Annotated in this window: 19 protein-coding genes and 1 pseudogene; 5 read left to right on the top strand and 15 right to left on the bottom strand. The window is 63.4% G+C overall.

All coding sequences use genetic code 11. From position 1 onward, the window contains the following. The first annotated feature begins 57 nt into the window (after positions 1-57). The 3 genes from ACW4E8_RS35135 (at position 58) to ACW4E8_RS35125 (ending at position 3,551) form a co-directional block, all read left to right on the top strand. On the top strand, positions 58-1,050 hold the full coding sequence (locus tag ACW4E8_RS35135) for a tripartite tricarboxylate transporter substrate binding protein (protein ID WP_456808712.1): 993 nt from the start codon (positions 58-60) through the stop codon (positions 1,048-1,050). Between the two features lie 79 nt (positions 1,051-1,129). Beyond that, on the top strand, positions 1,130-2,266 hold the full coding sequence (locus ACW4E8_RS35130) for a CaiB/BaiF CoA transferase family protein (RefSeq protein ID WP_456808711.1): 1,137 nt from the start codon (positions 1,130-1,132) through the stop codon (positions 2,264-2,266). A 1,102-nt stretch (positions 2,267-3,368) separates the two neighbouring features. Continuing rightward, entirely contained in the window at positions 3,369-3,551 is a 183-nt protein-coding gene (locus ACW4E8_RS35125; RefSeq protein ID WP_114134414.1) for a DUF1484 family protein, read from the top strand. 80 nt (positions 3,552-3,631) lie between these two features. Here ACW4E8_RS35125 and ACW4E8_RS35120 read toward each other — a convergent pair. Both ACW4E8_RS35120 and ACW4E8_RS35115 read right to left on the bottom strand, forming a co-directional pair. Continuing rightward, a pseudogene (locus ACW4E8_RS35120) lies at positions 3,632-3,766 on the bottom strand (DUF2188 domain-containing protein); the annotation flags it as partial. Between the two features lie 221 nt (positions 3,767-3,987). Beyond that, the gene (locus ACW4E8_RS35115) at positions 3,988-4,224 is read right to left on the bottom strand and encodes a GDCCVxC domain-containing (seleno)protein (RefSeq protein WP_456808747.1); all 237 of its coding nucleotides are present in this window, start codon (positions 4,222-4,224) and stop codon (positions 3,988-3,990) included. 151 nt (positions 4,225-4,375) lie between these two features. Here ACW4E8_RS35115 and ACW4E8_RS35110 point away from each other — a divergent pair, with 151 nt between their 5' ends. Further along, positions 4,376-4,813 (top strand): MerR family transcriptional regulator, encoded by a 438-nt coding sequence (locus tag ACW4E8_RS35110; protein WP_456808710.1) that lies wholly within the window; start codon positions 4,376-4,378, stop codon positions 4,811-4,813. Between the two features lie 45 nt (positions 4,814-4,858). Here ACW4E8_RS35110 and ACW4E8_RS35105 read toward each other — a convergent pair whose 3' ends face one another. The 6 genes from ACW4E8_RS35105 to ACW4E8_RS35080 all read right to left on the bottom strand — a co-directional run bounded on the left by ACW4E8_RS35105 (position 4,859) and on the right by ACW4E8_RS35080 (position 9,135). After that, complete coding sequence (locus tag ACW4E8_RS35105; RefSeq protein WP_456808709.1) at positions 4,859-6,175, bottom strand: epoxide hydrolase family protein; 1,317 nt, start codon at positions 6,173-6,175, stop codon at positions 4,859-4,861. A gap of 12 nt (positions 6,176-6,187) precedes the next feature. After that, entirely contained in the window at positions 6,188-6,613 is a 426-nt protein-coding gene (locus ACW4E8_RS35100) for a cupin domain-containing protein (RefSeq protein WP_456808708.1), read from the bottom strand. A 132-nt stretch (positions 6,614-6,745) separates the two neighbouring features. Beyond that, positions 6,746-7,162, bottom strand: a complete 417-nt coding sequence (locus tag ACW4E8_RS35095; RefSeq protein WP_456808746.1) for an organic hydroperoxide resistance protein — start codon at positions 7,160-7,162, stop codon at positions 6,746-6,748. Positions 7,163-7,286: 124 nt separating this feature from the next. Further along, on the bottom strand, positions 7,287-8,243 hold the full coding sequence (locus ACW4E8_RS35090; RefSeq protein ID WP_456808707.1) for an alpha/beta fold hydrolase: 957 nt from the start codon (positions 8,241-8,243) through the stop codon (positions 7,287-7,289). Between the two features lie 30 nt (positions 8,244-8,273). Continuing rightward, positions 8,274-8,495: a DUF2798 domain-containing protein gene (locus tag ACW4E8_RS35085; protein ID WP_010809618.1), complete on the bottom strand. Its 222-nt coding sequence runs from the start codon at positions 8,493-8,495 to the stop codon at positions 8,274-8,276. Positions 8,496-8,550: 55 nt separating this feature from the next. Next, positions 8,551-9,135, bottom strand: a complete 585-nt coding sequence (locus tag ACW4E8_RS35080) for a TetR/AcrR family transcriptional regulator (protein WP_456808706.1) — start codon at positions 9,133-9,135, stop codon at positions 8,551-8,553. Positions 9,136-9,315: 180 nt separating this feature from the next. Between ACW4E8_RS35080 and ACW4E8_RS35075 the strand changes: the two genes are divergently transcribed. Next, on the top strand, positions 9,316-9,873 hold the full coding sequence (locus ACW4E8_RS35075) for an RrF2 family transcriptional regulator (protein WP_456808705.1): 558 nt from the start codon (positions 9,316-9,318) through the stop codon (positions 9,871-9,873). 97 nt (positions 9,874-9,970) lie between these two features. Here the strand turns inward: ACW4E8_RS35075 and ACW4E8_RS35070 are convergent, their stop codons facing one another. The 7 genes from ACW4E8_RS35070 to ACW4E8_RS35040 all read right to left on the bottom strand — a co-directional run bounded on the left by ACW4E8_RS35070 (position 9,971) and on the right by ACW4E8_RS35040 (position 18,151). Further along, positions 9,971-11,182, bottom strand: a complete 1,212-nt coding sequence (locus tag ACW4E8_RS35070) for an NAD(P)/FAD-dependent oxidoreductase (protein WP_456808704.1) — start codon at positions 11,180-11,182, stop codon at positions 9,971-9,973. A 254-nt stretch (positions 11,183-11,436) separates the two neighbouring features. Then, positions 11,437-12,939, bottom strand: coding sequence for a fumarate hydratase (locus ACW4E8_RS35065; RefSeq protein ID WP_456808703.1), 1,503 nt, complete (start codon positions 12,937-12,939; stop codon positions 11,437-11,439). 15 nt (positions 12,940-12,954) lie between these two features. Then, positions 12,955-13,998, bottom strand: coding sequence for a gentisate 1,2-dioxygenase (gene gtdA, locus ACW4E8_RS35060; protein ID WP_456808702.1), 1,044 nt, complete (start codon positions 13,996-13,998; stop codon positions 12,955-12,957). A gap of 24 nt (positions 13,999-14,022) precedes the next feature. Then, on the bottom strand, positions 14,023-14,658 hold the full coding sequence (gene maiA, locus ACW4E8_RS35055; RefSeq protein WP_456808701.1) for a maleylacetoacetate isomerase: 636 nt from the start codon (positions 14,656-14,658) through the stop codon (positions 14,023-14,025). 13 nt (positions 14,659-14,671) lie between these two features. Beyond that, a complete protein-coding gene (locus tag ACW4E8_RS35050; protein ID WP_456808700.1) occupies positions 14,672-15,370 on the bottom strand; it encodes a fumarylacetoacetate hydrolase family protein in 699 nt (232 codons plus the stop codon). Positions 15,371-15,479: 109 nt separating this feature from the next. Continuing rightward, complete coding sequence (locus ACW4E8_RS35045; RefSeq protein WP_456808699.1) at positions 15,480-16,679, bottom strand: 3-hydroxybenzoate 6-monooxygenase; 1,200 nt, start codon at positions 16,677-16,679, stop codon at positions 15,480-15,482. 125 nt (positions 16,680-16,804) lie between these two features. Continuing rightward, positions 16,805-18,151 carry an MFS transporter gene (locus ACW4E8_RS35040; protein ID WP_456808698.1) on the bottom strand — a complete coding sequence of 449 codons (1,347 nt, stop codon included), beginning with the start codon at positions 18,149-18,151 and terminating at the stop codon, positions 16,805-16,807. Positions 18,152-18,219 lie beyond the last annotated feature (68 nt).

The raw sequence follows: 18,219 nt of genomic DNA, 5'->3' as shown, positions 1-18,219 counted from the left end.
CGGCGGCACGGTCGCCGCCGGCATGAGGACCATACGACAAGACCACGGAGACCAAGCATGAACCGCCGAAACTGGCTTGCCACCGCCGGCGCCGCCGCGCTGGGCAGCCTGCTGCTGCCGGCCCGCGCCGCCAGCGCTTCATCCAGCTACCCCAACCGCCCGATCCGGCTGATCGTTCCGTTTATCGCCGGCAGCACGCCCGACAACGTGGCCCGCACGCTGTCGGCGGAGCTGGGCAAGAAGCTCGGCCAGCCGCTGGTGGTCGAGAACATGCCCGGGGCCGGCGGCATCATCGGTGCCAGCGCGCTGCGCCGTGCCGCGCCCGATGGCTATACGCTGGGCATCCTGGCCAATACGCACGTGATCAACGTGCACATGTACCGCAAGATGCCGTACGACCCGGAGCAGGACTTCACGCCGATCACTGCCCTGTCCGGCGGGCCGTCCGCGCTGGTGGTGCCGGTCTCGTCCCCCTACAAGACCGCTGCCGAGCTGATCGCCGCGATGAAGAAGGCGCCGGGCAAGTTCAACTATGGCTCCGGCGGCAAGGGCAGCATCGCCCATCTTGCGGTGGAAACCATGCTGCACCAGACCGGCGGCGACGCCGTACATATCCCCTACAAGGGCGCGCCGGAAATCATCACCGCCATGCTGACCGGACAAACCCAGTTCGGCATGCCGGTGCTTGGCACCGCGACACAGTACGTGCGCAATAACCAGGTCAGGGTGCTTGCCGTCACTGCCGCCGCGCGCTCGCCGTTCTTCCCGGACGTGCCAACCATGGCCGAAGCCCTGCCCCCGGGCTTTGTCATCGACAACTGGAGCGGCCTGTTCGCACCGGCCAACTTCCCGGCCGAACTGGCGCAGAAGCTGCATGCCGCCGTCGGCGCCCTGCAGAGCGCCGGCGTGTTCGATGCCCAGCTCAAGGCCAATGCCGGCGAGCTGCGCCGCAGCGCCTCGCCCGCGCAGTTCGGCACCATGGTGGCCAGCGACAACGCGCGTTACGGCGACCTGATGAAGTCGATCGGCATGGTCGGCGACCTGGGCTGAGCGTCCTGCCCGCCTCCGCCGCATGCCACCTTGTGCGCGTGCGGCGCTCTCCCTCCCTTTCATTTCCCAAAGGCCCAGCATGAAGCCAGAATGGTCCTGCCTCAAGGACGTCACCATCATCGACGTCAGCCAGTTGCTGCCCGGTCCGCACGCATGCAGCCTGCTGCGACAACTGGGCGCGGATGTGATCAAGGTCGAGCAGCCCGGCACCGGCGATACCGCACGGCAGCTCGGCCCGACGGTGTTCGCCCAGTTCAACCGCGGCAAGCGCTCGGTTGCGCTGGACTTGAAGACCGATGCTGGCCGTGAAGCCTTCCTTGACCTGGTGCGCAATGCCGATGCCGTAGTGGAAGGCTTCCGCCCCGGCGTGATGGCGCGGCTCGGGCTGGGCTATGAAGCGCTGGCAGCGGTCAATCCGGCCATCGTGCTGTGTTCGGTCTCTGGCTTCGGCCAGACTGGCCCGTATGCCAGCCATGCCGGACATGACCTGAACTACCTGGCGCTGGCTGGATACTGGGCGACGCCGGTGCAGGTGCACGACAAGGTCTCGCGCCCGCGCGTGCGGGTGTCGGACTACGCCGCCTCCGGCTACGCGGCGCTATCGCTTGCAGTGGCGATCATGAGTGCGCGCCAGAACGGGCAGGGGCAACATCTGGATGTCTCGATCCATGACGCGATCCTGTCGTGGACCGCCCACGGCGCGTGGGCCGCGCGCGGACATGAGGCATCCCCGCAGGCATCGCCCACCGTGATGCCGGAGAACGATCTCTTCGAAACGCGCGACGGCCTGCATCTGGCGATGGGCATCCTCGAGAACAAGTTCTGGGTCAATCTGTGCGAGGCGCTGGGCGACGAATTCCCGGCCTTGCGTGATCCGCGCTTTGCCACGCGGGCCGGGCGGTATGGGCACAAGGTGGAGGTCAATGATTTGATGGCGGCGGTGTTCCGTACACGCGACCTCGCCGAGTGGGAGGTGTTCTTCGAACCGTTGGACATTCCGTTCTCGCCGGTGCTGGGGGCGACGGCGCTGTTTGAGGATCCGCATGTGCAGGCGCGGGAGGTGGTGCGGTCGGTGCCTGGGGAAGGCGGGATTGCTGTGAATTTTCCGGTGAGGTTTTCGTTGGGGTTGCCGGAGGGGGAGGATTTTGTGGCTCAGGTGGGGGAGCATAGTGTGGACGGATCTCTGCCAAAGATCATCGGGGTCGGGAACTCATGATTGGGTTTAGTTCCATGCGGTTGGTTGTCGTGCTTGGCTGATGTGGGCTGTTTCGCCGGCGTAGCCGGCGACCTACTTCTTGTCCAAGCGACAAGAAGTAGGCAAGAAACGCGTCGCCTGGGCGGCTGGCCATAAATTGCACGGTGTTGGTCATATGGCGGCAGTGCTTGCCGTTTTGCGTGGTTGCCCGTTCGACCCAGCTACGCTCCCTGTCTGGTGCCTGCGTCGACGGACTATTGGACGAACCCGACTTTAGGCCATTGGCAGCCTGCTAACCACCGCGTCGGTGGGACGCCTTCGGCTGCGCTTCGCGCCGGCCCTAACGTGGCAGAGTTGATGACCACTTTCTGGCCCGCGCTTTTGGCCCGGCATCATTCACGACAGCGCCGTGCGAGCGCAGCGACGCACTCCGTGCCAGGGCACCCGACCTGCGATACTGAGTGCGCGCAGCGCAGCCGAAGGCGTCCCACCAATAACCTGGTTAGTAGGCTGCCAATAGCCTAAAGTCGGGTTCGTCCAATAGTCCGTGGACGGAGGCACCGGACAGGGTGCGTAGCAGGGTCGAACCACCAACCCCATCGAACGGAAATCACCGCCGCTCGAATCACCCACGCCGTGGAATGGATGGCCAGCCGCCCAGGCGACGCGTTTCTTGCCTACTTCTTGTCGCTCGGACAAGAAGTAGGTCGCCGGCTACGCCGGCGAAACAGCCCACGCCCGCCAAGCACGACAACCGACCGCGCCGCGACCACCTCGCATTCCAAGACTCAGCGATTTCCGACTCGCCTGAGTTGCCGCAATCTTCGCCCGCCCCTTCCAAATGCGACATCTCTTATCGCCTGCATGACTCCGGCAGGAAATACTGACTGCGTCATCGGATGGCCGATGACCGGGCGTGGAAACCCGAGGTGTCTCCGGGCAGGAGTGTCGCATCCCATGGCACTCCTGCGTGCTCGCACGAACGCATCGTTCCATGGCGGGCCAGGCGAGGCAGCCGCAAGGCTGGCTGGTTTTCCCGGAGACTGGTTTCCACACTCGCTGTCTGGCCCGCCACCCTCACCTTCAAATGAGTGGCGCGCATTAACCTGGTAAGGAGTCAGTAATGGTCGATGCAATCGAAACCAACGCGTGCCTGCATGAAGTGCGTGCCGGCATTGATGGCGTGCTCGTGCTGCTGGAGCAGCAAAGCGTGCGCTCGGAAGCGTGCTTCAGCGCGCTCTGCCTGCTTGAAATGGTGAAAGCAAAGCTGGATGCCTTGATGGCGGCTGGGCCGCTTGCGGCGTAGCAATGCCTCTGGTCTGGCGGTGCTTCGGCACCGTCAGACAGTCCCCATGAAAGCCGCATCAAGCGTGGCCGTTCGGGGCGTCACCGCTGCGGCTCCTGTTGCTTGTCACCGCACGGGTTATACAAGTGCACATCCCCGTCGTGACGATGTATGTGCAATTCGGCGTTCTCTCGCCTGGCCACGTCCCAACCCGCAGCGATTGCCGCTTCCATGGTCGGAAATTTCTGGGCCTATATATTGAGGCCGCAGAACTCCAATGCCCAACCATCTTCTGCGGGCAGAACGCGAATGATCCGCGATTGCATAATGACCCCCCTCTAAATTTCCCGCGACATACAGCGGGCGCCGCGTACTGCCGAGCAAGAACACGTTCCCGCGGACAAGCATGGCTGGGTAAGAGCCGGGATCATCCGGGAGGAACCGCATGGAGGGTACGTCATGCATCGCTGTACCTGCGTCGGCGAACACACGAGCAAGCCTGCTGTTGCATGGGCGGGCACCTTTCGGTGCCATACGAGCAGAAGACGCAGCAATCACCGGCCTTGGGCCTTAGCACCGCGTGGCAACGCTCGCACTCATAGCACCACTGGCAGGCATCAATGGGCATGGTTTCTTCTTTTGCATGCGCGCACTTGGGGCAGGTGATGATTGACTGCAGCTTGACGGCGCTCATCATGACTCGTTGCCTCACGGCCGATGGGCAGTAGTCGGTCACCGTGCCTGGCGACCTGATCCCCGGCGTTGCCCATCGAAATGCAATCCGCCCTTCCCCTATGTGCGGTCTAGGCGTAGCCTAGGTCCGTACTAAGGTACGGAGTCAAGCGATGGACCACACACTAACAATCGGGAAGCTGGCCAAGGCGGCTGGCGTTGGCGTGGAGACGGTACGCTACTACCATCGGTGCGGCCTGCTGCCGGTGCCGGAGCGTGCCTATGGCGCCATTCGCCAGTATTCGCAACAGAGCTTGCAGCGGCTTCATTTCATTCGCCAGGCCCAGTCGCTCGGGTTCAGCCTGGATGAAGTCCGAGTACTGCTGCGACAGAACGATGGCGGCACGTGCAGCACAGCCCGCGCACTGGCCGAGCAAAAGCTCAGTCTTGTGGAGGAAAGATTGAAGGATTTGCGACGATTGCGGGCTGAACTGAAGAATCTCATTGGGCAATGCCACGCCAATGGCAATGAGGCTTCTTGTCCCTTGATTGACACTTTGTCTGCGCACATGAGATCAGAGAACGCTCGTGACGGAAATTGCCGACCTTAAGATCGGCACCGTGGGCCGACACCGTTCCTACACAGCTTCTTCCGCTCAGCGCAACGATCGGAACGCAGATCGTAGTTCGGCGCCGAACAACTCCGGTTCTTCCCAAGCCGCGAAGTGACCGCCTTTGGCAACGCGGTTGTAGTAGATCAGGTTTGGATAGGCTCGTGCCAACCACTGCCTCGGTGGCCGGTAGACCTCGCCAGGGAAGACGGTCACTGCCACTGGAACGGTGATGGGGGAATTCTTTGCCGGAGCGACACTGGTTTCCCAGTAGATCCGTCCGCTCGACCCGCCTGTATTTGTGAGCCAGTAGAGCGAGATGTTGTCAAGGATGGCGTCACGGTCCAGTGCTCGCTCAGGATCGCCACGCGTGAATACCCAGTCGGCCTGCTTGTCATAGATCCACGCTGCCAGCCCCACTGGCGAATCGGCCAGGCCAAAGCCGATGGTCTGCGGCCGCGTTTGCATGATGGCCGCGTAACCGAATCCCTTGTTGAGGAAATCCCTCGCCTCGTCGAACACCTGCTTTTCTTCGGGGGTCAGGCTTGCCGGCGCAGGCTCCCCGCTTTTCAGCGCCATGGCTATTGCCGGTGGCAACGTCGTGGCGCGCTCGATGCGGTTGACGTGGATGCCAAGCAGCCCTTCAGGCGCCAGACGGCCAAGTGCGTCGGAGATGATGGCGCCCCAGTCGCCTCCCTGCGAAACGTAGCGCGCATATCCGAGCCGCTTCATCAGCACATCCCAGGTGCGTGCGATCCGATCCGGATTCCAGCCGGTGTCCGTGGGCTTCTGTGAAAAGCCGAAGCCGGGAATCGACGGAATCACCAGATGGAACGCGTCGTTTGCAGTGCCGCCGTGCGCGGTGGGGTCCGTCAGCGGACCAATGACATTGAGCAACTCGAAGACCGACCCTGGCCAGCCGTGGGTCATGATGAGCGGCATCGCGTTTGCATGGCGCGAGCGGACATGGATGAAATGAATGTCCAGGCCGTCGATGTTCGTCACAAACTGCGGCCAGGCATTAAGTTTTGCCTCGGCCTTGCGCCAGTCATAGCCCGTTGCCCAGTAGCGCATGAGCGGCTGGAGTTTTTCAAGCTGTACGCCCTGGGACCGATCGCCGACTGTTTCCGGATCGGGCCAGCGCGTAGCGACAAGGCGGCGGCGCAGATCGACCAGGGCCGCTTGCGGGACGTGCGCACGGAATGGGCGGATCGCATCTGATGCCACGGGAAGCCCGGATTTTTCCTGCGCAGCGGTAGTCAGGGGCGGATAAAGCATGGAGAGCGCTACCGTCGCCACGCCGCCCAATAGTAAAGTTCGGCGCGACGGGTCGGGAGCCTGGTTGGGCCATTCCGTGTTCATTGAAAGCCTCCCTTATTCTGCAGTGGCCGATCCAGATTGCCTGGCCGGCACCGCCAGAGGCACCCCCTTCCTGACGATGTAAGTTGCCAGTTCAGACGCCTTGCCGCTGCCGACATTCCGCGCCGAATGGGCACTCCCGGCCGGAATGAACAGCGAATCACCGGCCTTCAGCGTGACAGGCGGCTTGTCGTCGAGCTGGTATTCCAGCGTCCCTTGCAGGACATAGGCGATTTCTTCGCCGGGGTGCGAGTGTTTCGGTGCGAATGCGCCGGGATCAAAGTCGACGCGTACCTGTACGCCCTCACGACCGGGCACGCTGAGTTCGCGCTGGACCAGATCGGTGCGGTGGACTCCCGGCGTTTGCGCTTGAGCCGTTGGTAGAAGCAAACCATTGCCGGCGATAAGCAGGGCCACGGCGAAGATTCGGGTCATTTTCATGGGCAGGTTTCCTTGTCGTGCTTAACGACGGATGGGAATCATGGGAAGGTTCGTGGCACGCATCGGCGAGAATCGGCCAATGCGTGCGAAGCGGAGAGGGGCTCTTATGTGTCGTGCGGGATCCGGTCGTCCTCAGACGATGTTGATCTCGACATCAATATTCCCGCGCGTGGCCTTGGAGTATGGGCAGGTCTGGTGTGCGGTCTTTGCGATGGACTCGGCGACCTGGCGGTCAAGGCCAGGCAAGCTGACATTGAGCCGCGCCGCCAGAAAGTAGGCGTCTCCGCCCTGGCCGAGATCCACTTCAGCATCAACGGCCGCGTCGGCCGGAAGCGCGACCTTGGCCGCCTGTGCCGCCTTGGCGATTGCACCAAGGAAGCAAGCCGACCAACCAGCGCCCAGGAGCTGCTCCGGATTGGTACCGCTGCCGTTGCTGCCGGGTCCTGACAGGTCGACGACCAGACGGTCGTCAGAACTGCGGGAGTTACCGTTGCGGCCGCCGGTAGTGCGGGTCTTGCCGGTGTAAATCACTTTGTCGATTTGATTGATCATCTCGGGATGTTCCAGGTTAAGGGTGTTGTTCGCCACACGGAGTTGAGCGTCGTCCAGGGTGGCGCCTACGGGCGACGCGAAATGACGGCAACGGCTGCCGGGGCCTGCTCGCAATGCGGGCTTACCGGAATGAGGCGCGAATCTCTGCCACGGTTTGCTGGGGGTCCTGCAGGTGCGGGTAGTGCCCAATCCCTTGAAGCAGGGTGAACGCTGCATGGGCCTTCTCGGCGAACTCGATGCCCATGTCCTTATTGATGTAGATGTCTTTCTCACCCCAAATTACCTTCACGGGCGTCTTGAGCCGGCCCAGGTTCGCCTCGAAATACTCCTGGTCCCGCGTGAAGTGCAAGTAGTAGTGATAGAAGGCGTCCGCTGACGTCATCTCCCCGTGGCTCCATCCGCGCGACATGTCGTCCTTGAGTTCGACGGATACGTCGAACTGCGCTTCCCTGGACAAGCCGCGCCTGTAGGCATTCTGGAGAACATCCTCGCGATTCTTGTTCAACTGAACACGAGCCAGCTCGGCCGAAGGTTGCGACTTCAGGCTCTGCAGGCTCTCGTACATGTAACGAGGTCTGTTGAACGGGGCGAAGTCGCCCACGATAATCGTCCTGGCAATGTCCGGTTCTTCGAGAGCCAGGAGAAGGGCAGGCAAGGCTCCGATATCCGTTGCGTAGATCGTGAGCTTCGACGTGTCGATGCCTGCCTTGCGGATGTACTCCTTCAGGACACGGGCATAGTCTCTGGGCGCATAGGAAAACTTGTCGGCCGTTGGTCGCGATGAGAGACCGTAGCCAGGCCAATCGATGGCGTGTACTTCGTAGTCATCGCCGAGAGCCAGGGCAATGTCCTTCCAGGCGTACAGGGTCTCCGGGAATCCATGCAGGAAGAGAACGGTCCCTTTCGGACTGGGGTTGTGCACCACCATCGTTCTGAGCGAGATGTCCGTGTCGATATTGATGAATCCGATCTCGGCTTTCGGAACCTGCTTGTGGGCATGGTGGGCGCATCCCGACGCAATCAAGGCGCCGAGGACGAGAACGGAGGCAAGCAGCCGCTGCAGGAATGACCTGGACATGTCAGTGGTCCTCGATGCTGGCCTGTCGGCTCAGTGAATCAGGCGATCGACCTGCGTCTGCAGACGCGGACCGACCAGGAGGATGGCGGGAATGACGATCACATATCCGATGCCCCAGGAACGCAGCCACGTCAGGGCAAAGCCTTCCGAGAATCCGAGATTGAGAGTAAGGAGGACGAAGGAAATGATCCCTGTCGTCACGACTCCCATCGACAGGGCGAATGCGACTTTCCGTTTCAGTTGCACGCTCATGGTTGCTTCCTCTGGTGGATAAAATACCGATTGGTATATTTTTGGTCAAAAAAAATCACTTCAGATCGACGATGGTTTTTTCTACCGCCGACATCACGGCCTTGCTGTAGCCGGGGTTGCCTGTGAGGCGAGAGATCATGATGGCGCCCTCGATCAATGCAATCAGCGCGACGGCAGTCTGCTCGGCGTCGACGTCTTTTCGGAACTCTCGCGAGGCAATGCCTGCCTTGATGACCGCGGCCAGATGCGTCTTCCAGCCCCGGAACGCCTCCATGGCTTTCTCGCGCAGGGCTGGGTGAGTGTCGTCGGCTTCAATGGCTGTGTTGAGCAGCGGGCATCCCCCCTTGGGAAAATTCTCAGGCAGGTCTTCGTACACGCCTGTCAAGGCGAGCAACTTCTCCTTGTTGGTTTCCCTCGTGGCCATTACGGCACGGACTGCGGCCTGCGCCTGCTTCCAGTTGTGGTCGAAAGCGGCCAGGGCCACCTCCTCCTTGTTGGCAAAGTTGCCGTAGACGCTGCCCTTCGTCAGCCCGGTGGCCTCCGTCATATCGGCCAGGGACGTACCGGCATAGCCCTTGACGTTGAAGATCGGGGCTGTCTTCTCGACGATGAACTGGCGGGTTCGCTGAGCTTTATTCATGGAAGCTAGAATATACCAATCGGTATTTTTGTCAAGGCCATCGATGAATCCGCTCGGAGTGATCCACCCTGCCCCTGCCATCTGCCGGATGGACGTGATCAGGCGGTCGCCTGAATCCTTGCAGTCCGGGCCAGATCTGTATAGGCTTGCAACTACGATATTAATAGTCTGAGTTAATCAATGTCACACATCAGCGCCGGAGTTGAGTACGGTCTGCACTGCCTGCTGTACCTGACGCGTTCGCAGGCCGCAGTGGAAGAAGCCAGTGTCCGTGACCTTGCCGAACTGCAGGGCATTCCCAACGAGTTCCTGGCCAAGTTGTTCACCAAATTGGCCAAGGCGGAACTAGTCGTGGCGACTGAAGGCATCAAGGGCGGGTTCAGGCTGGCCCGCGCCGCTGACCGCATTACCGTGCACGACGTGGTGGTAGCCATCGACGGGGACAAGCCTTTGTTTGACTGCCGCGAGATCCGCGGCCGCTGCGCGGTATTCGAGAGCGGTACGCCGGCGTGGGCTACGCGCGGCGTATGCTCGATCCACGCCGTGATGCAGGCGGCTGAAAAGGCCATGCGTGCGGAACTCAAGCAGCACACGCTGGCCGACCTGGCCCATCGCACCATGGACAAGGCACCGGCCAGCTACGGCCCGCAAGTCGTTCAATGGTTGACCGATCGCGCAGCCAATCGACGCGGAGACAAGGCCGAACCCACGCACGCAAGAACGCGCAAGCGTGCCTGAACAGCATTAGCCCGATCAACCCAGATCCTTCGAGTTCACACGGAAGGCAAAGAGGGCGATCCACCAGGATCGCCCTCTTTCACTATTGCCCGCGCTGTCAGGCCACGATGATGCGACGGGGGTCGGCGGACGCAAGCGCCTCGGCACGGTTGGCGCTTGGCGGATAGATCCACTCGGTATTGATCCGCGTTTTCAGCGCCTTGGCTTCTGCGCCCGCAAGTTTCACCTGGCGATCCCAACCTTCAGTGTAAACAGCCCCCCACGGCCCCAGATCCAGGCAGGTCACATACTTCGGCTGGCTGTAGGGAATCGGCTCCTCCCCCAAAAGGTCCGCTGCGACATTGTGTCCTGCTGACCGGCCCATGTTCTGGGCGTGCTGGCACGACATCATGGCGCGGTTCCCCTCATCATCGGTGGCCGCATAGGCTACGTCACCGGTGGCGTAGACCGCATCGATGCCTTCGACCTTCAGGTTGCGATCGACATGCAGTCGCCCGAAGTTATCGCGCTTCGCCGGAATCTGCGAAGTCAGCGCACTGGCTCGAGCCCCCGCGGTCCAAATGACGGTGTCTGCCTCAATCCGCTCCCCGTTCTCGAGCGTAACGCCCTTCGCATCGACAGCAGCGACACCGGAGCCGAGCTTCCATGTCACACCGAGTTCGGTCAGCGCCTGCGTGATCACAGGACGTGGGCCGGCCCCCAGATCGGGACCAATGTCGGTATTGCGCTCGACCATGATCACGTTCACGGCCGCGTCCTTGCCGAACGCCTCGCGCAGACGGGCAGGCATCTCCGCGGCAGTCTCGATGCCAGTAAAGCCGGCTCCGGCGACCACCACCGTATTGCGCGCCGCGCTCTCGGGACGACTGGCCAAACTGAAGACATGTGCCTCGAGGCGAGCGGCATCTGCCACCTGGTCCACATTGAACGCGTGCTGGTCAAGACCCGGGATCTGCGGCCGGAACAGGCGACTGCCAGTGGCAAGGACCAGGCGGTCATAGCCAAGCTTGCGACGCGACGTATCGGCACCCACACCCGCAATTTCCACCTCACGGCTTGCCACATCGATGTGTTCCACCACACCCTGGATGAACTTGACGCCCACAGCCTTGAAGATCTCTTGCAGCGGCGCCCTCATCCCGCCCGGGTTCTTCTCGTAGAGGCGGGGACGGACGTGCAGCTCGGGCTCAGGCGCGACAAGCGCGATCTCCACGTCAGTGCGTCCCACGTGATCCAAAAGGCGGGCCGAAGCCAGCGCGCTCCACATACCGGCAAAGCCGGCCCCGATAACAAGAATGCGTTTCGACATGTTTCATGCTCCTGAATCAAACGTCGCTCTATGTGACCGGCCAGGCCGTACAGGTGGCTTAGTGGCCTGATCAGCTCGACGGCAGCCTGCGGTTGCGCGCCTTAACTACGATTCTATTGGTCGTAGTTAAGGCGCGCAAGCTTTTTTATCGACGCAGCTCACATAGGGAGCACTCTCATGCGCTCTCTCGTGCGCTTCTGCATGCGGCTTGCACTTCGGGCATGGGGCAGCTCAGCCCGCCCTGTGCAGGAAGGTCAGGCCGCTGCGATACGCCACGCCTTGGGGCCGTGCTCATGGACATTGCCGCCATTGGCATCCACGGCGACTACCACCGGAAAGTCTTCCACCTCGAACTCGTAGATGGCCTCCATGCCGAGGTCGGCAAACGCCAGCACACGTGACGAACGCACTGCCTTCGAGATCAGATAGGCAGCGCCACCGGTCGCGGCCAGATAGACGCAGCCTTTCTCGACGATCGCGCGCACCGCGGCAGGCCCCCGCTCTGCCTTGCCGATCATCCCTAGCACACCGGTCGCCCCGAGCATGCGCCCGGCGAACTTGTCCATGCGCGTCGACGTGGTAGGCCCGCAAGGACCGACGACTTCATCACGCACGGGATCCACCGGGCCGACGTAATAGATCATGCGATTGCGGAAATCGACCGGCAGCGGCTCGCCACGCGCGAGCATGTCGTCGATGCGCTTGTGCGCCGCATCACGCCCGGTCAGCATCCGGCCCGACAGCAACAGCGTTTCGCCGGCGCGCCACGTAGCCGTCTCGGCTCGCGTCAGCGTATTCAGATCGACGCGGCGGCTAGTGCTGCCGTCCGGCAGGGGCAGATCGGGCCAGAGATCGGGCGATGGCGGCGTCAACAGTGCCGGGCCGGTGCCGTCGAGCACGAAGCGCGCATGCCGCGTGGCTGCGCAATTTGGCACGATCGCCACGGGCATGCTGGCCGCATGCGTCGGATAGGTGGCGATCTTGACGTCGAGCACCGTGGTCAGTCCGCCCAGCCCCTGCGCGCCGATGCCCAGCGCATTGACGCGGTCATGGATCTCGATCCGCAGCGCCTCCAATGCGTTGGCCGCGCCGCGCGCCTTCAGCGTGAGCATGTCCAGCGGCTCGGTCAGGCTCTGCTTGGCCAGCAGCATCGCCTTCTCTGCCGTACCGCCAACGCCGATGCCGAGCATCCCGGGCGGACACCAGCCGGCCCCCATTGTCGGCACCATGCTGACGACCCAGTCCGCCACCGAATCGCTTGGCATCAGCACGGTGAACTTGCTCTTGTTCTCGCTGCCGCCGCCCTTGGCCATGACATCGACCGTCACCGTGTTGCCGGGCACGACTTCGACATGGACCACCGCGGGCGTGTTGTCGCCGGTATTGCGGCGCGCGAACAGCGGGTCCTCGACGATGCTCGCGCGCAGCGTATTGTCCGGATCGAGATAGGCGCGGCGTACGCCATCGTTGACCGCTTCGACGATCGACGCGGGAAAGCCAGCCAGCCGCACGTCGATGCCGACCTTCACGAACACATTGACGATGCCCGTGTCCTGGCAGATCGGACGCCGGCCTTCCGCGCACATCCTGGAGTTGATCAGGATCTGCGCGATGGCCTGCTTCGCCGCGCCACTGGCCTCGCGCGCATAGGCATGCGCGAGGTGCCCGATATAGTCGGCCGGATGATAGTGACTGATGAACTGGAGTGCCGCGGCAACGCTGTCGACGAGGTCCTCATGCGAGACGACGGTGGTCATGACGGTCATCCTGCCTCAAGAGCGCTGCTCGCGGAACAGGCCGAGCTTCTCCTGCGCGACGCGATCCGAATAGGAGAACAACACGAGGTCGGAGTTCGCGTGGAGCGTATAGCGGCTCCAGCCCGGTACCACCACGATATCGTGCGGCGCAAATTCGAGCCGCTTGTCGCCGACCATGATGTGGCCGCTGCCTTCCACACAGACGAACACCGTGCTGTCGGTCGAGCGGTATGGTGCGGTCGAGAAGCCCGATGGCAACAGCCGGATCATGGTGGCGATGGTCGGCATCGCCCAGCCGCCGTCGACCGGATTCGTATAACGCATCAGGTGTCCGGCATTCGCGTCCGGATCACCCGCGCGGGTCAGTGCGAACAGCGCCTCGCGGGTACGTGCGTAGGGGTAGTTGAACACCGGAGAGTTGAGCGTCGACGCCGTATAGCCCACCGGCATCAGCCCCGTGCCGTAGCGTGCCAGCGCATCTCCGGCGGGACGCGTGATCGGCGCCTCCTCGGCCTCGAATTCCTCGCGGAAGCCACCGTTGAAGAACGACACGATGGGAATGTCCAGCCCATCGAGCCAGACCATCGGCGCGTCGCCCTCGTGGCCATGGTGGTGCCAGGTCCAGGCTGGCGTAATGACAAGATCGCCCGGCTCCATATACGACTTCTCGCCATCGACGGCCGTGAACGCGCGCGAGCCTTCGACGATGAAACGGAACGCCGATTGCGTATGGCGGTGCGCCGGCGCGACCTCGCCCGGCAGGATCAGTTGCAGCCCCGCATACATCGTGTTGGTGACGCGCGAAGTGCCCGGCAGTCCGGGGTTCTCCATCAACAGCACGCGACGCTCGGCTTCCTCGGCCGAGATCAGCGTGGCCGATTCCATCAGATATGGCCTGGCCGTCGCATAGGCCCAGCGGTGGGCCACGCCGGCCGGCGTTGGTTCGGCGGGGATCAGTTTGCGCAACCGCGTCCAGAGTGCGGCCATCGCGTGCGGTTCCAGTTCGCTGTAGAACGACTCGCGGCGCGCGAGCAGATCGGGGGTGGGAGAGTCGGTCATGACAAGAGACTTCCTGAATCGAAATCAGTGGGCGACGTAGTCGGGCTGTGCGCTGGGCGCGGCCACCCTGAACGCTTCATGGCGCATGCAGTGCTCGTAGACGCGGCGCACGCGCGGGTACGGATCCAGGCTGAATCCCGCCCGCAACGCATTGGCGACCTGCGGCACCAGGCAACAGTCGGCCAGCGTGGGCGCATTGCCGACACTCCAGCCGCCTTCCGCGGGCAGCCACGGCTCAAGCGCGCTGAAACCGGCCGTGAGCCAGTGCGCGACCCACGCGGACTTGTCCGCTTCGGCGATGCCAAGGGGTCCGGACAGGTACTTCTGCACGCGCATGTTGTTCAGCGGATGGATGTCGCAGGCGATCGTCAGCGCCATTTCCAGCACGCGCGTGCGCGCCAGCCCTTCCAGCGGGATCAGGCGCGGCTCGGGCCACTGGCGATCGAGGTGATCGATGATTGCCAGGGATTGCGTGATCGCCTGCTCACCGTCATGCAATGTCGGCACGAGCCGGTTGGGATTGAGCGCGCCGTACTCCGGGCGATGCTGTTCGCCGGCGCGCAGGTTCACGCCGACGTGGTCCCATCGAATGCCCTTCAGCGCCATCGCGATGCGCACCCGGTACGCCGCGGAGCTGTTGAAGAAGTTGTACAGTTCCATCGTCGTCGGCGCCTCAGGCCACGCGCACGTCAACGTCGGTGAGGCCGGCGATGCCACCGCGCATCACCTCGCCGCTCCGCACTGGGCCGATGCCCTCGGGGGTGCCCGTGAAGATCAGGTCGCCGGGCTGCAGTGCGAAGAACTTCGACAGATTGGCTACGATCTCGGGAACCGACCAGATCAGCTTGTTGAGATCGCTGCGCTGGCGATCGTTGCCGTTGACCTGCAGCCAGATCGCGCCAGCGGCCGGATGCCCGACCTCGGCGGCCGGATGCAGCGCCGAGATCGGCGCCGACTGGTCAAAGCTCTTGCCGAGTTCCCATGGCCGCCCCTTGTCGCGCGCGGCGATCTGCAGGTCACGGCGCGTCATGTCGATACCGACCGCATATCCCCAGATATGGGAGTTGGCCTGCTCGACCGGGATATTGCGGCCCGCAGTACCGATGGCCGCCACCAGTTCGATCTCAAAGTGAAACTGCTCCGTGGCGGGCGGATAGGCGATCTGCGCATGGCTTTCGGGACACGCGACGACGATCGCGTCGGTTGGCTTGCTGAAGAAGAACGGTGCCTCCCGGGCCGGGTCCATGCCCATCTCGCGCACATGCGCCGCGTAGTTGCGGCCCACGCAGTAGATCCGGCGCACAGGGAACTGTCCGTTGCCGCCGGCAACGGGAATCGTCACAGCGGGAACAGGAGGAATTACGAACGTCATGGGGACTCCAGTTTCGGATCTCGGCATCGAGATACCGCGTTTTTTGAATCAGCTGCACCGATAGCGGTGCCGTATTGCAACGGTTGGACGGTTGGGGCAGGCACGCCCGTCAGGCTGCCAGGCAGGTCTCTGCCTTCCAGCCGTAGAGCCACTCGAGCGCGTCATAGAAGCGGTCGGGCGAGCGTGATTTCCACAGCGAGTTGCGCACCATGCGTTCCACGCCGGCCGCGTGACAGAGGCGGCCGAACTCGCGCGTGGACAGCACGACGCGCGCGGTGCGCGTGATGCGCACATCCTGGTAGATCGAGAAGGCGCGCGGCAGATCGCCGTCACAGGCGCGGACGGCGGCGCCGAGCGTTACCGCATCCTCGACGGCCATGCAGGCGCCTTGCGCGAGGTACTGCAGCAGCGGGTGGGCGGCGTCGCCGAGGAGCGCCACGCGGCCATAGCTCCATTGTCCGATCGGCTCACGATCGGCGGTGGCCCAACGGCGCCAGCTCGGCGGAAGCGACAGCAACTGGTGTGGCCGGGCATCGATACCCTGGAAGTAGGACAACACCTCTTCCTGGCTGCCATCGCTGACGCCCCAGGTTTCCTGTTGACGGCTGTGGAACGTGACCACGAGGTTGTACTGCTCGCCGGCCCGCACCGGGTAGTGCACGACGTGGCAATTCGGCCCCACCCACAGGACCGGGGCATTCCATTTCATCTCGTCCGGAAACTGCGCGGCGTCGATGACCGCGCGATAGACCACATGCCCGGACACGCGCGGCGCATCGCCGACCAGTTGCTGGCGGACTGCGGATTTCACACCGTCTGCGCCGATCAGCGCGCAGCCGTGGTAGCGATTGCCCTGCTCGTCGATTGCGGTAACGTTGTCGGCAGTCTGGCTGACCTCGACGATGCGCGTCGCGGTGACGAACTCGATCCTGTCGGTTTCACGCACGCCTTCGAGAAGAGAGTTGTGGACATCGGCGCGATGCGTGACGGCGTACGGATTGCCGAAGCGCTTGCGAAACGCCGCGCCGACCGGAATGTCGGCGATGGTCTTCCCGTCGATGGCATCGATCATCATCATGTGGTCGGTATAGACCGCATGGCCGCGCGTGCGCTCGCCGACGCCAAGCGCGTCGAATGCGGCGAACGCATTGGGGCCGAACTGCACGCCGGCACCAATCTCGCCGATCACGCTGGCCTGTTCCAGCACCTTCACATGACAGCCCTCGCGCGCCAGCGCCAGGGCGGCGGCAAGTCCTCCGATGCCGCCGCCGACAACGAGTACGGGGGCAGACTGGCTGGTAGTACGCATGACACTCCTTCGATTAATACGCGCAATGGCATGCCGCGGCCCACGCGGCCACCATCGCTTGAACCATGAAAAACGTTGGTTGCGCGGCGGGACACCTGGCAGCGCCCGCCACGCGAACGGCTCGGCTATTGCCGTTCCAGGCCGGCCGGCAGTGAGCCGGCTTGCGCGAGGGACTGGTCATGCCACTCGCCGGTCGCGCGCACCGCGCGCAACAGCAGAATCGCGGCGGCGGCGATCGCTGCCGGCACGGCACTGCACAGAAAGATGGTCTTGATGCTGAAGCCGCTCGCGAGCAGCGCGCCGACGATCAACGGCCCGGTCACCTGCCCCATGCGTCCCAGACCCATCGCCCAGCCCACGCCAGTGGCACGCATGCCGCTCGGGTAGCTCAACACCGCGAGGCTCAACAACCCGGAACTACCGGCGCCCATGAAGAAGCCCGACAGCGTGGCGGCAATGGCCAGCGATATCAACGAGTGCGTGACATAGCCCAGCGGCGACACGCTGAGCGCGCCGAGCATGAACAGCAGCGGCAGCGTCACGAACGGACCGAAGCGGTCGACCAGCCGGCCGCCGGCGGCAGTGCCCGCCACGCTGCCGAGGTTGATCAGTGCCACCACGAGCGCCGCGTTGTGTTCGGCGATGCCCTCGCCGCGCAGCAGCGCGGGCGTCCACAGCACCAGCACGATCAACAGCACGAAGCACATGAAGAACCCGACCCAGAGCAACAGCGTCGGCGCGAGCCGGCCGCCCGAGAGCAGCTGGCGGAACGGCATGCCGCGCACGCGCTCCTCGAGATCGACATAGGTGACGGTCTGGTCGACCGGCCGGCCCGTGATGCGTGCGACGATCGTCCTGACCTGGTGCTGTCCGTCGGGTCGGCGCAGCAGGAACGGCAGCGATTCAGGCAATCCGGCAATCACCAGCAGCGCCAGCCCGAGCGGCAACAACCCGCCGAGATAGAACAGGGCCGGCCATCCGTGGTGTGGGACGATGTACGAACTGGCAAACGCACCCACCGCACCGCCAAGCGGAAAGCCCGCATAGAGCACGCCGGTCATCATCCCCCGCATCCGGCGCGGCGTGTATTCGGCCGATAGCGCGAGCAGGTTGGGAATGGCGCCGCCAAGGCCAAGGCCGGCCAGGAAGCGCACCAGCAGCAGTTCGGGCAGATGCGGCGCATGCGGGGTCAATAGCGAGAACACGGCAAAGATCACGATCGCGGCCGCGAGCAGCCAGCGGCGGCCGAAACGGTCCGCCAGCGGACCGAGCAGGAATGCGCCGAGCATCGCGCCGAGCAGGCCGGCCGAGAACACCTGGCCGAACACCGCGATCGGAATATCGAGTGACGTCGACATCGCCTTCGCTGCAAAGCCGATCGCCTGGGTATCGAAGCCGTCCATCAGCACGATCAGGAAGCAGACGATGAAGATGCGGAGCCGATGGGCACCGAGTGGTTCCGCGTCGATCACCGACGCAATGCTGATTGGGGGTGGATGCATGGGTCTCCTCCTGTGCACGCGGCTAGTTATGTGGTCCG

This window comes from Cupriavidus sp. CP313, from assembly GCF_054072015.1.
The sequence above is the reverse complement of the archived record's forward strand: the minus strand, read 5'-3'. Positions and strand labels throughout refer to the sequence as shown.

What these genes read in the sequence shown, in the direction of transcription:
- ACW4E8_RS35135 (WP_456808712.1), top strand. Translation starts at nt 58, where the DNA reads ATGAACCGCCGAAACTGGCTTGCCACCGCCGGCGCCGCCGCGCTGGGC.
- ACW4E8_RS35130 (WP_456808711.1), top strand. Translation starts at nt 1,130, where the DNA reads ATGAAGCCAGAATGGTCCTGCCTCAAGGACGTCACCATCATCGACGTC.
- ACW4E8_RS35125 (WP_114134414.1), top strand. Translation starts at nt 3,369, where the DNA reads ATGGTCGATGCAATCGAAACCAACGCGTGCCTGCATGAAGTGCGTGCC.
- ACW4E8_RS35115 (WP_456808747.1), bottom strand. Translation starts at nt 4,224, where the DNA reads ATGAGCGCCGTCAAGCTGCAGTCAATCATCACCTGCCCCAAGTGCGCG.
- ACW4E8_RS35110 (WP_456808710.1), top strand. Translation starts at nt 4,376, where the DNA reads ATGGACCACACACTAACAATCGGGAAGCTGGCCAAGGCGGCTGGCGTT.
- ACW4E8_RS35105 (WP_456808709.1), bottom strand. Translation starts at nt 6,175, where the DNA reads ATGAACACGGAATGGCCCAACCAGGCTCCCGACCCGTCGCGCCGAACT.
- ACW4E8_RS35100 (WP_456808708.1), bottom strand. Translation starts at nt 6,613, where the DNA reads ATGAAAATGACCCGAATCTTCGCCGTGGCCCTGCTTATCGCCGGCAAT.
- ACW4E8_RS35090 (WP_456808707.1), bottom strand. Translation starts at nt 8,243, where the DNA reads ATGTCCAGGTCATTCCTGCAGCGGCTGCTTGCCTCCGTTCTCGTCCTC.
- ACW4E8_RS35085 (WP_010809618.1), bottom strand. Translation starts at nt 8,495, where the DNA reads ATGAGCGTGCAACTGAAACGGAAAGTCGCATTCGCCCTGTCGATGGGA.
- ACW4E8_RS35080 (WP_456808706.1), bottom strand. Translation starts at nt 9,135, where the DNA reads ATGAATAAAGCTCAGCGAACCCGCCAGTTCATCGTCGAGAAGACAGCC.
- ACW4E8_RS35075 (WP_456808705.1), top strand. Translation starts at nt 9,316, where the DNA reads ATGTCACACATCAGCGCCGGAGTTGAGTACGGTCTGCACTGCCTGCTG.
- ACW4E8_RS35070 (WP_456808704.1), bottom strand. Translation starts at nt 11,182, where the DNA reads ATGTCGAAACGCATTCTTGTTATCGGGGCCGGCTTTGCCGGTATGTGG.
- ACW4E8_RS35065 (WP_456808703.1), bottom strand. Translation starts at nt 12,939, where the DNA reads ATGACCACCGTCGTCTCGCATGAGGACCTCGTCGACAGCGTTGCCGCG.
- gtdA (WP_456808702.1), bottom strand. Translation starts at nt 13,998, where the DNA reads ATGACCGACTCTCCCACCCCCGATCTGCTCGCGCGCCGCGAGTCGTTC.
- maiA (WP_456808701.1), bottom strand. Translation starts at nt 14,658, where the DNA reads ATGGAACTGTACAACTTCTTCAACAGCTCCGCGGCGTACCGGGTGCGC.
- ACW4E8_RS35050 (WP_456808700.1), bottom strand. Translation starts at nt 15,370, where the DNA reads ATGACGTTCGTAATTCCTCCTGTTCCCGCTGTGACGATTCCCGTTGCC.
- ACW4E8_RS35045 (WP_456808699.1), bottom strand. Translation starts at nt 16,679, where the DNA reads ATGCGTACTACCAGCCAGTCTGCCCCCGTACTCGTTGTCGGCGGCGGC.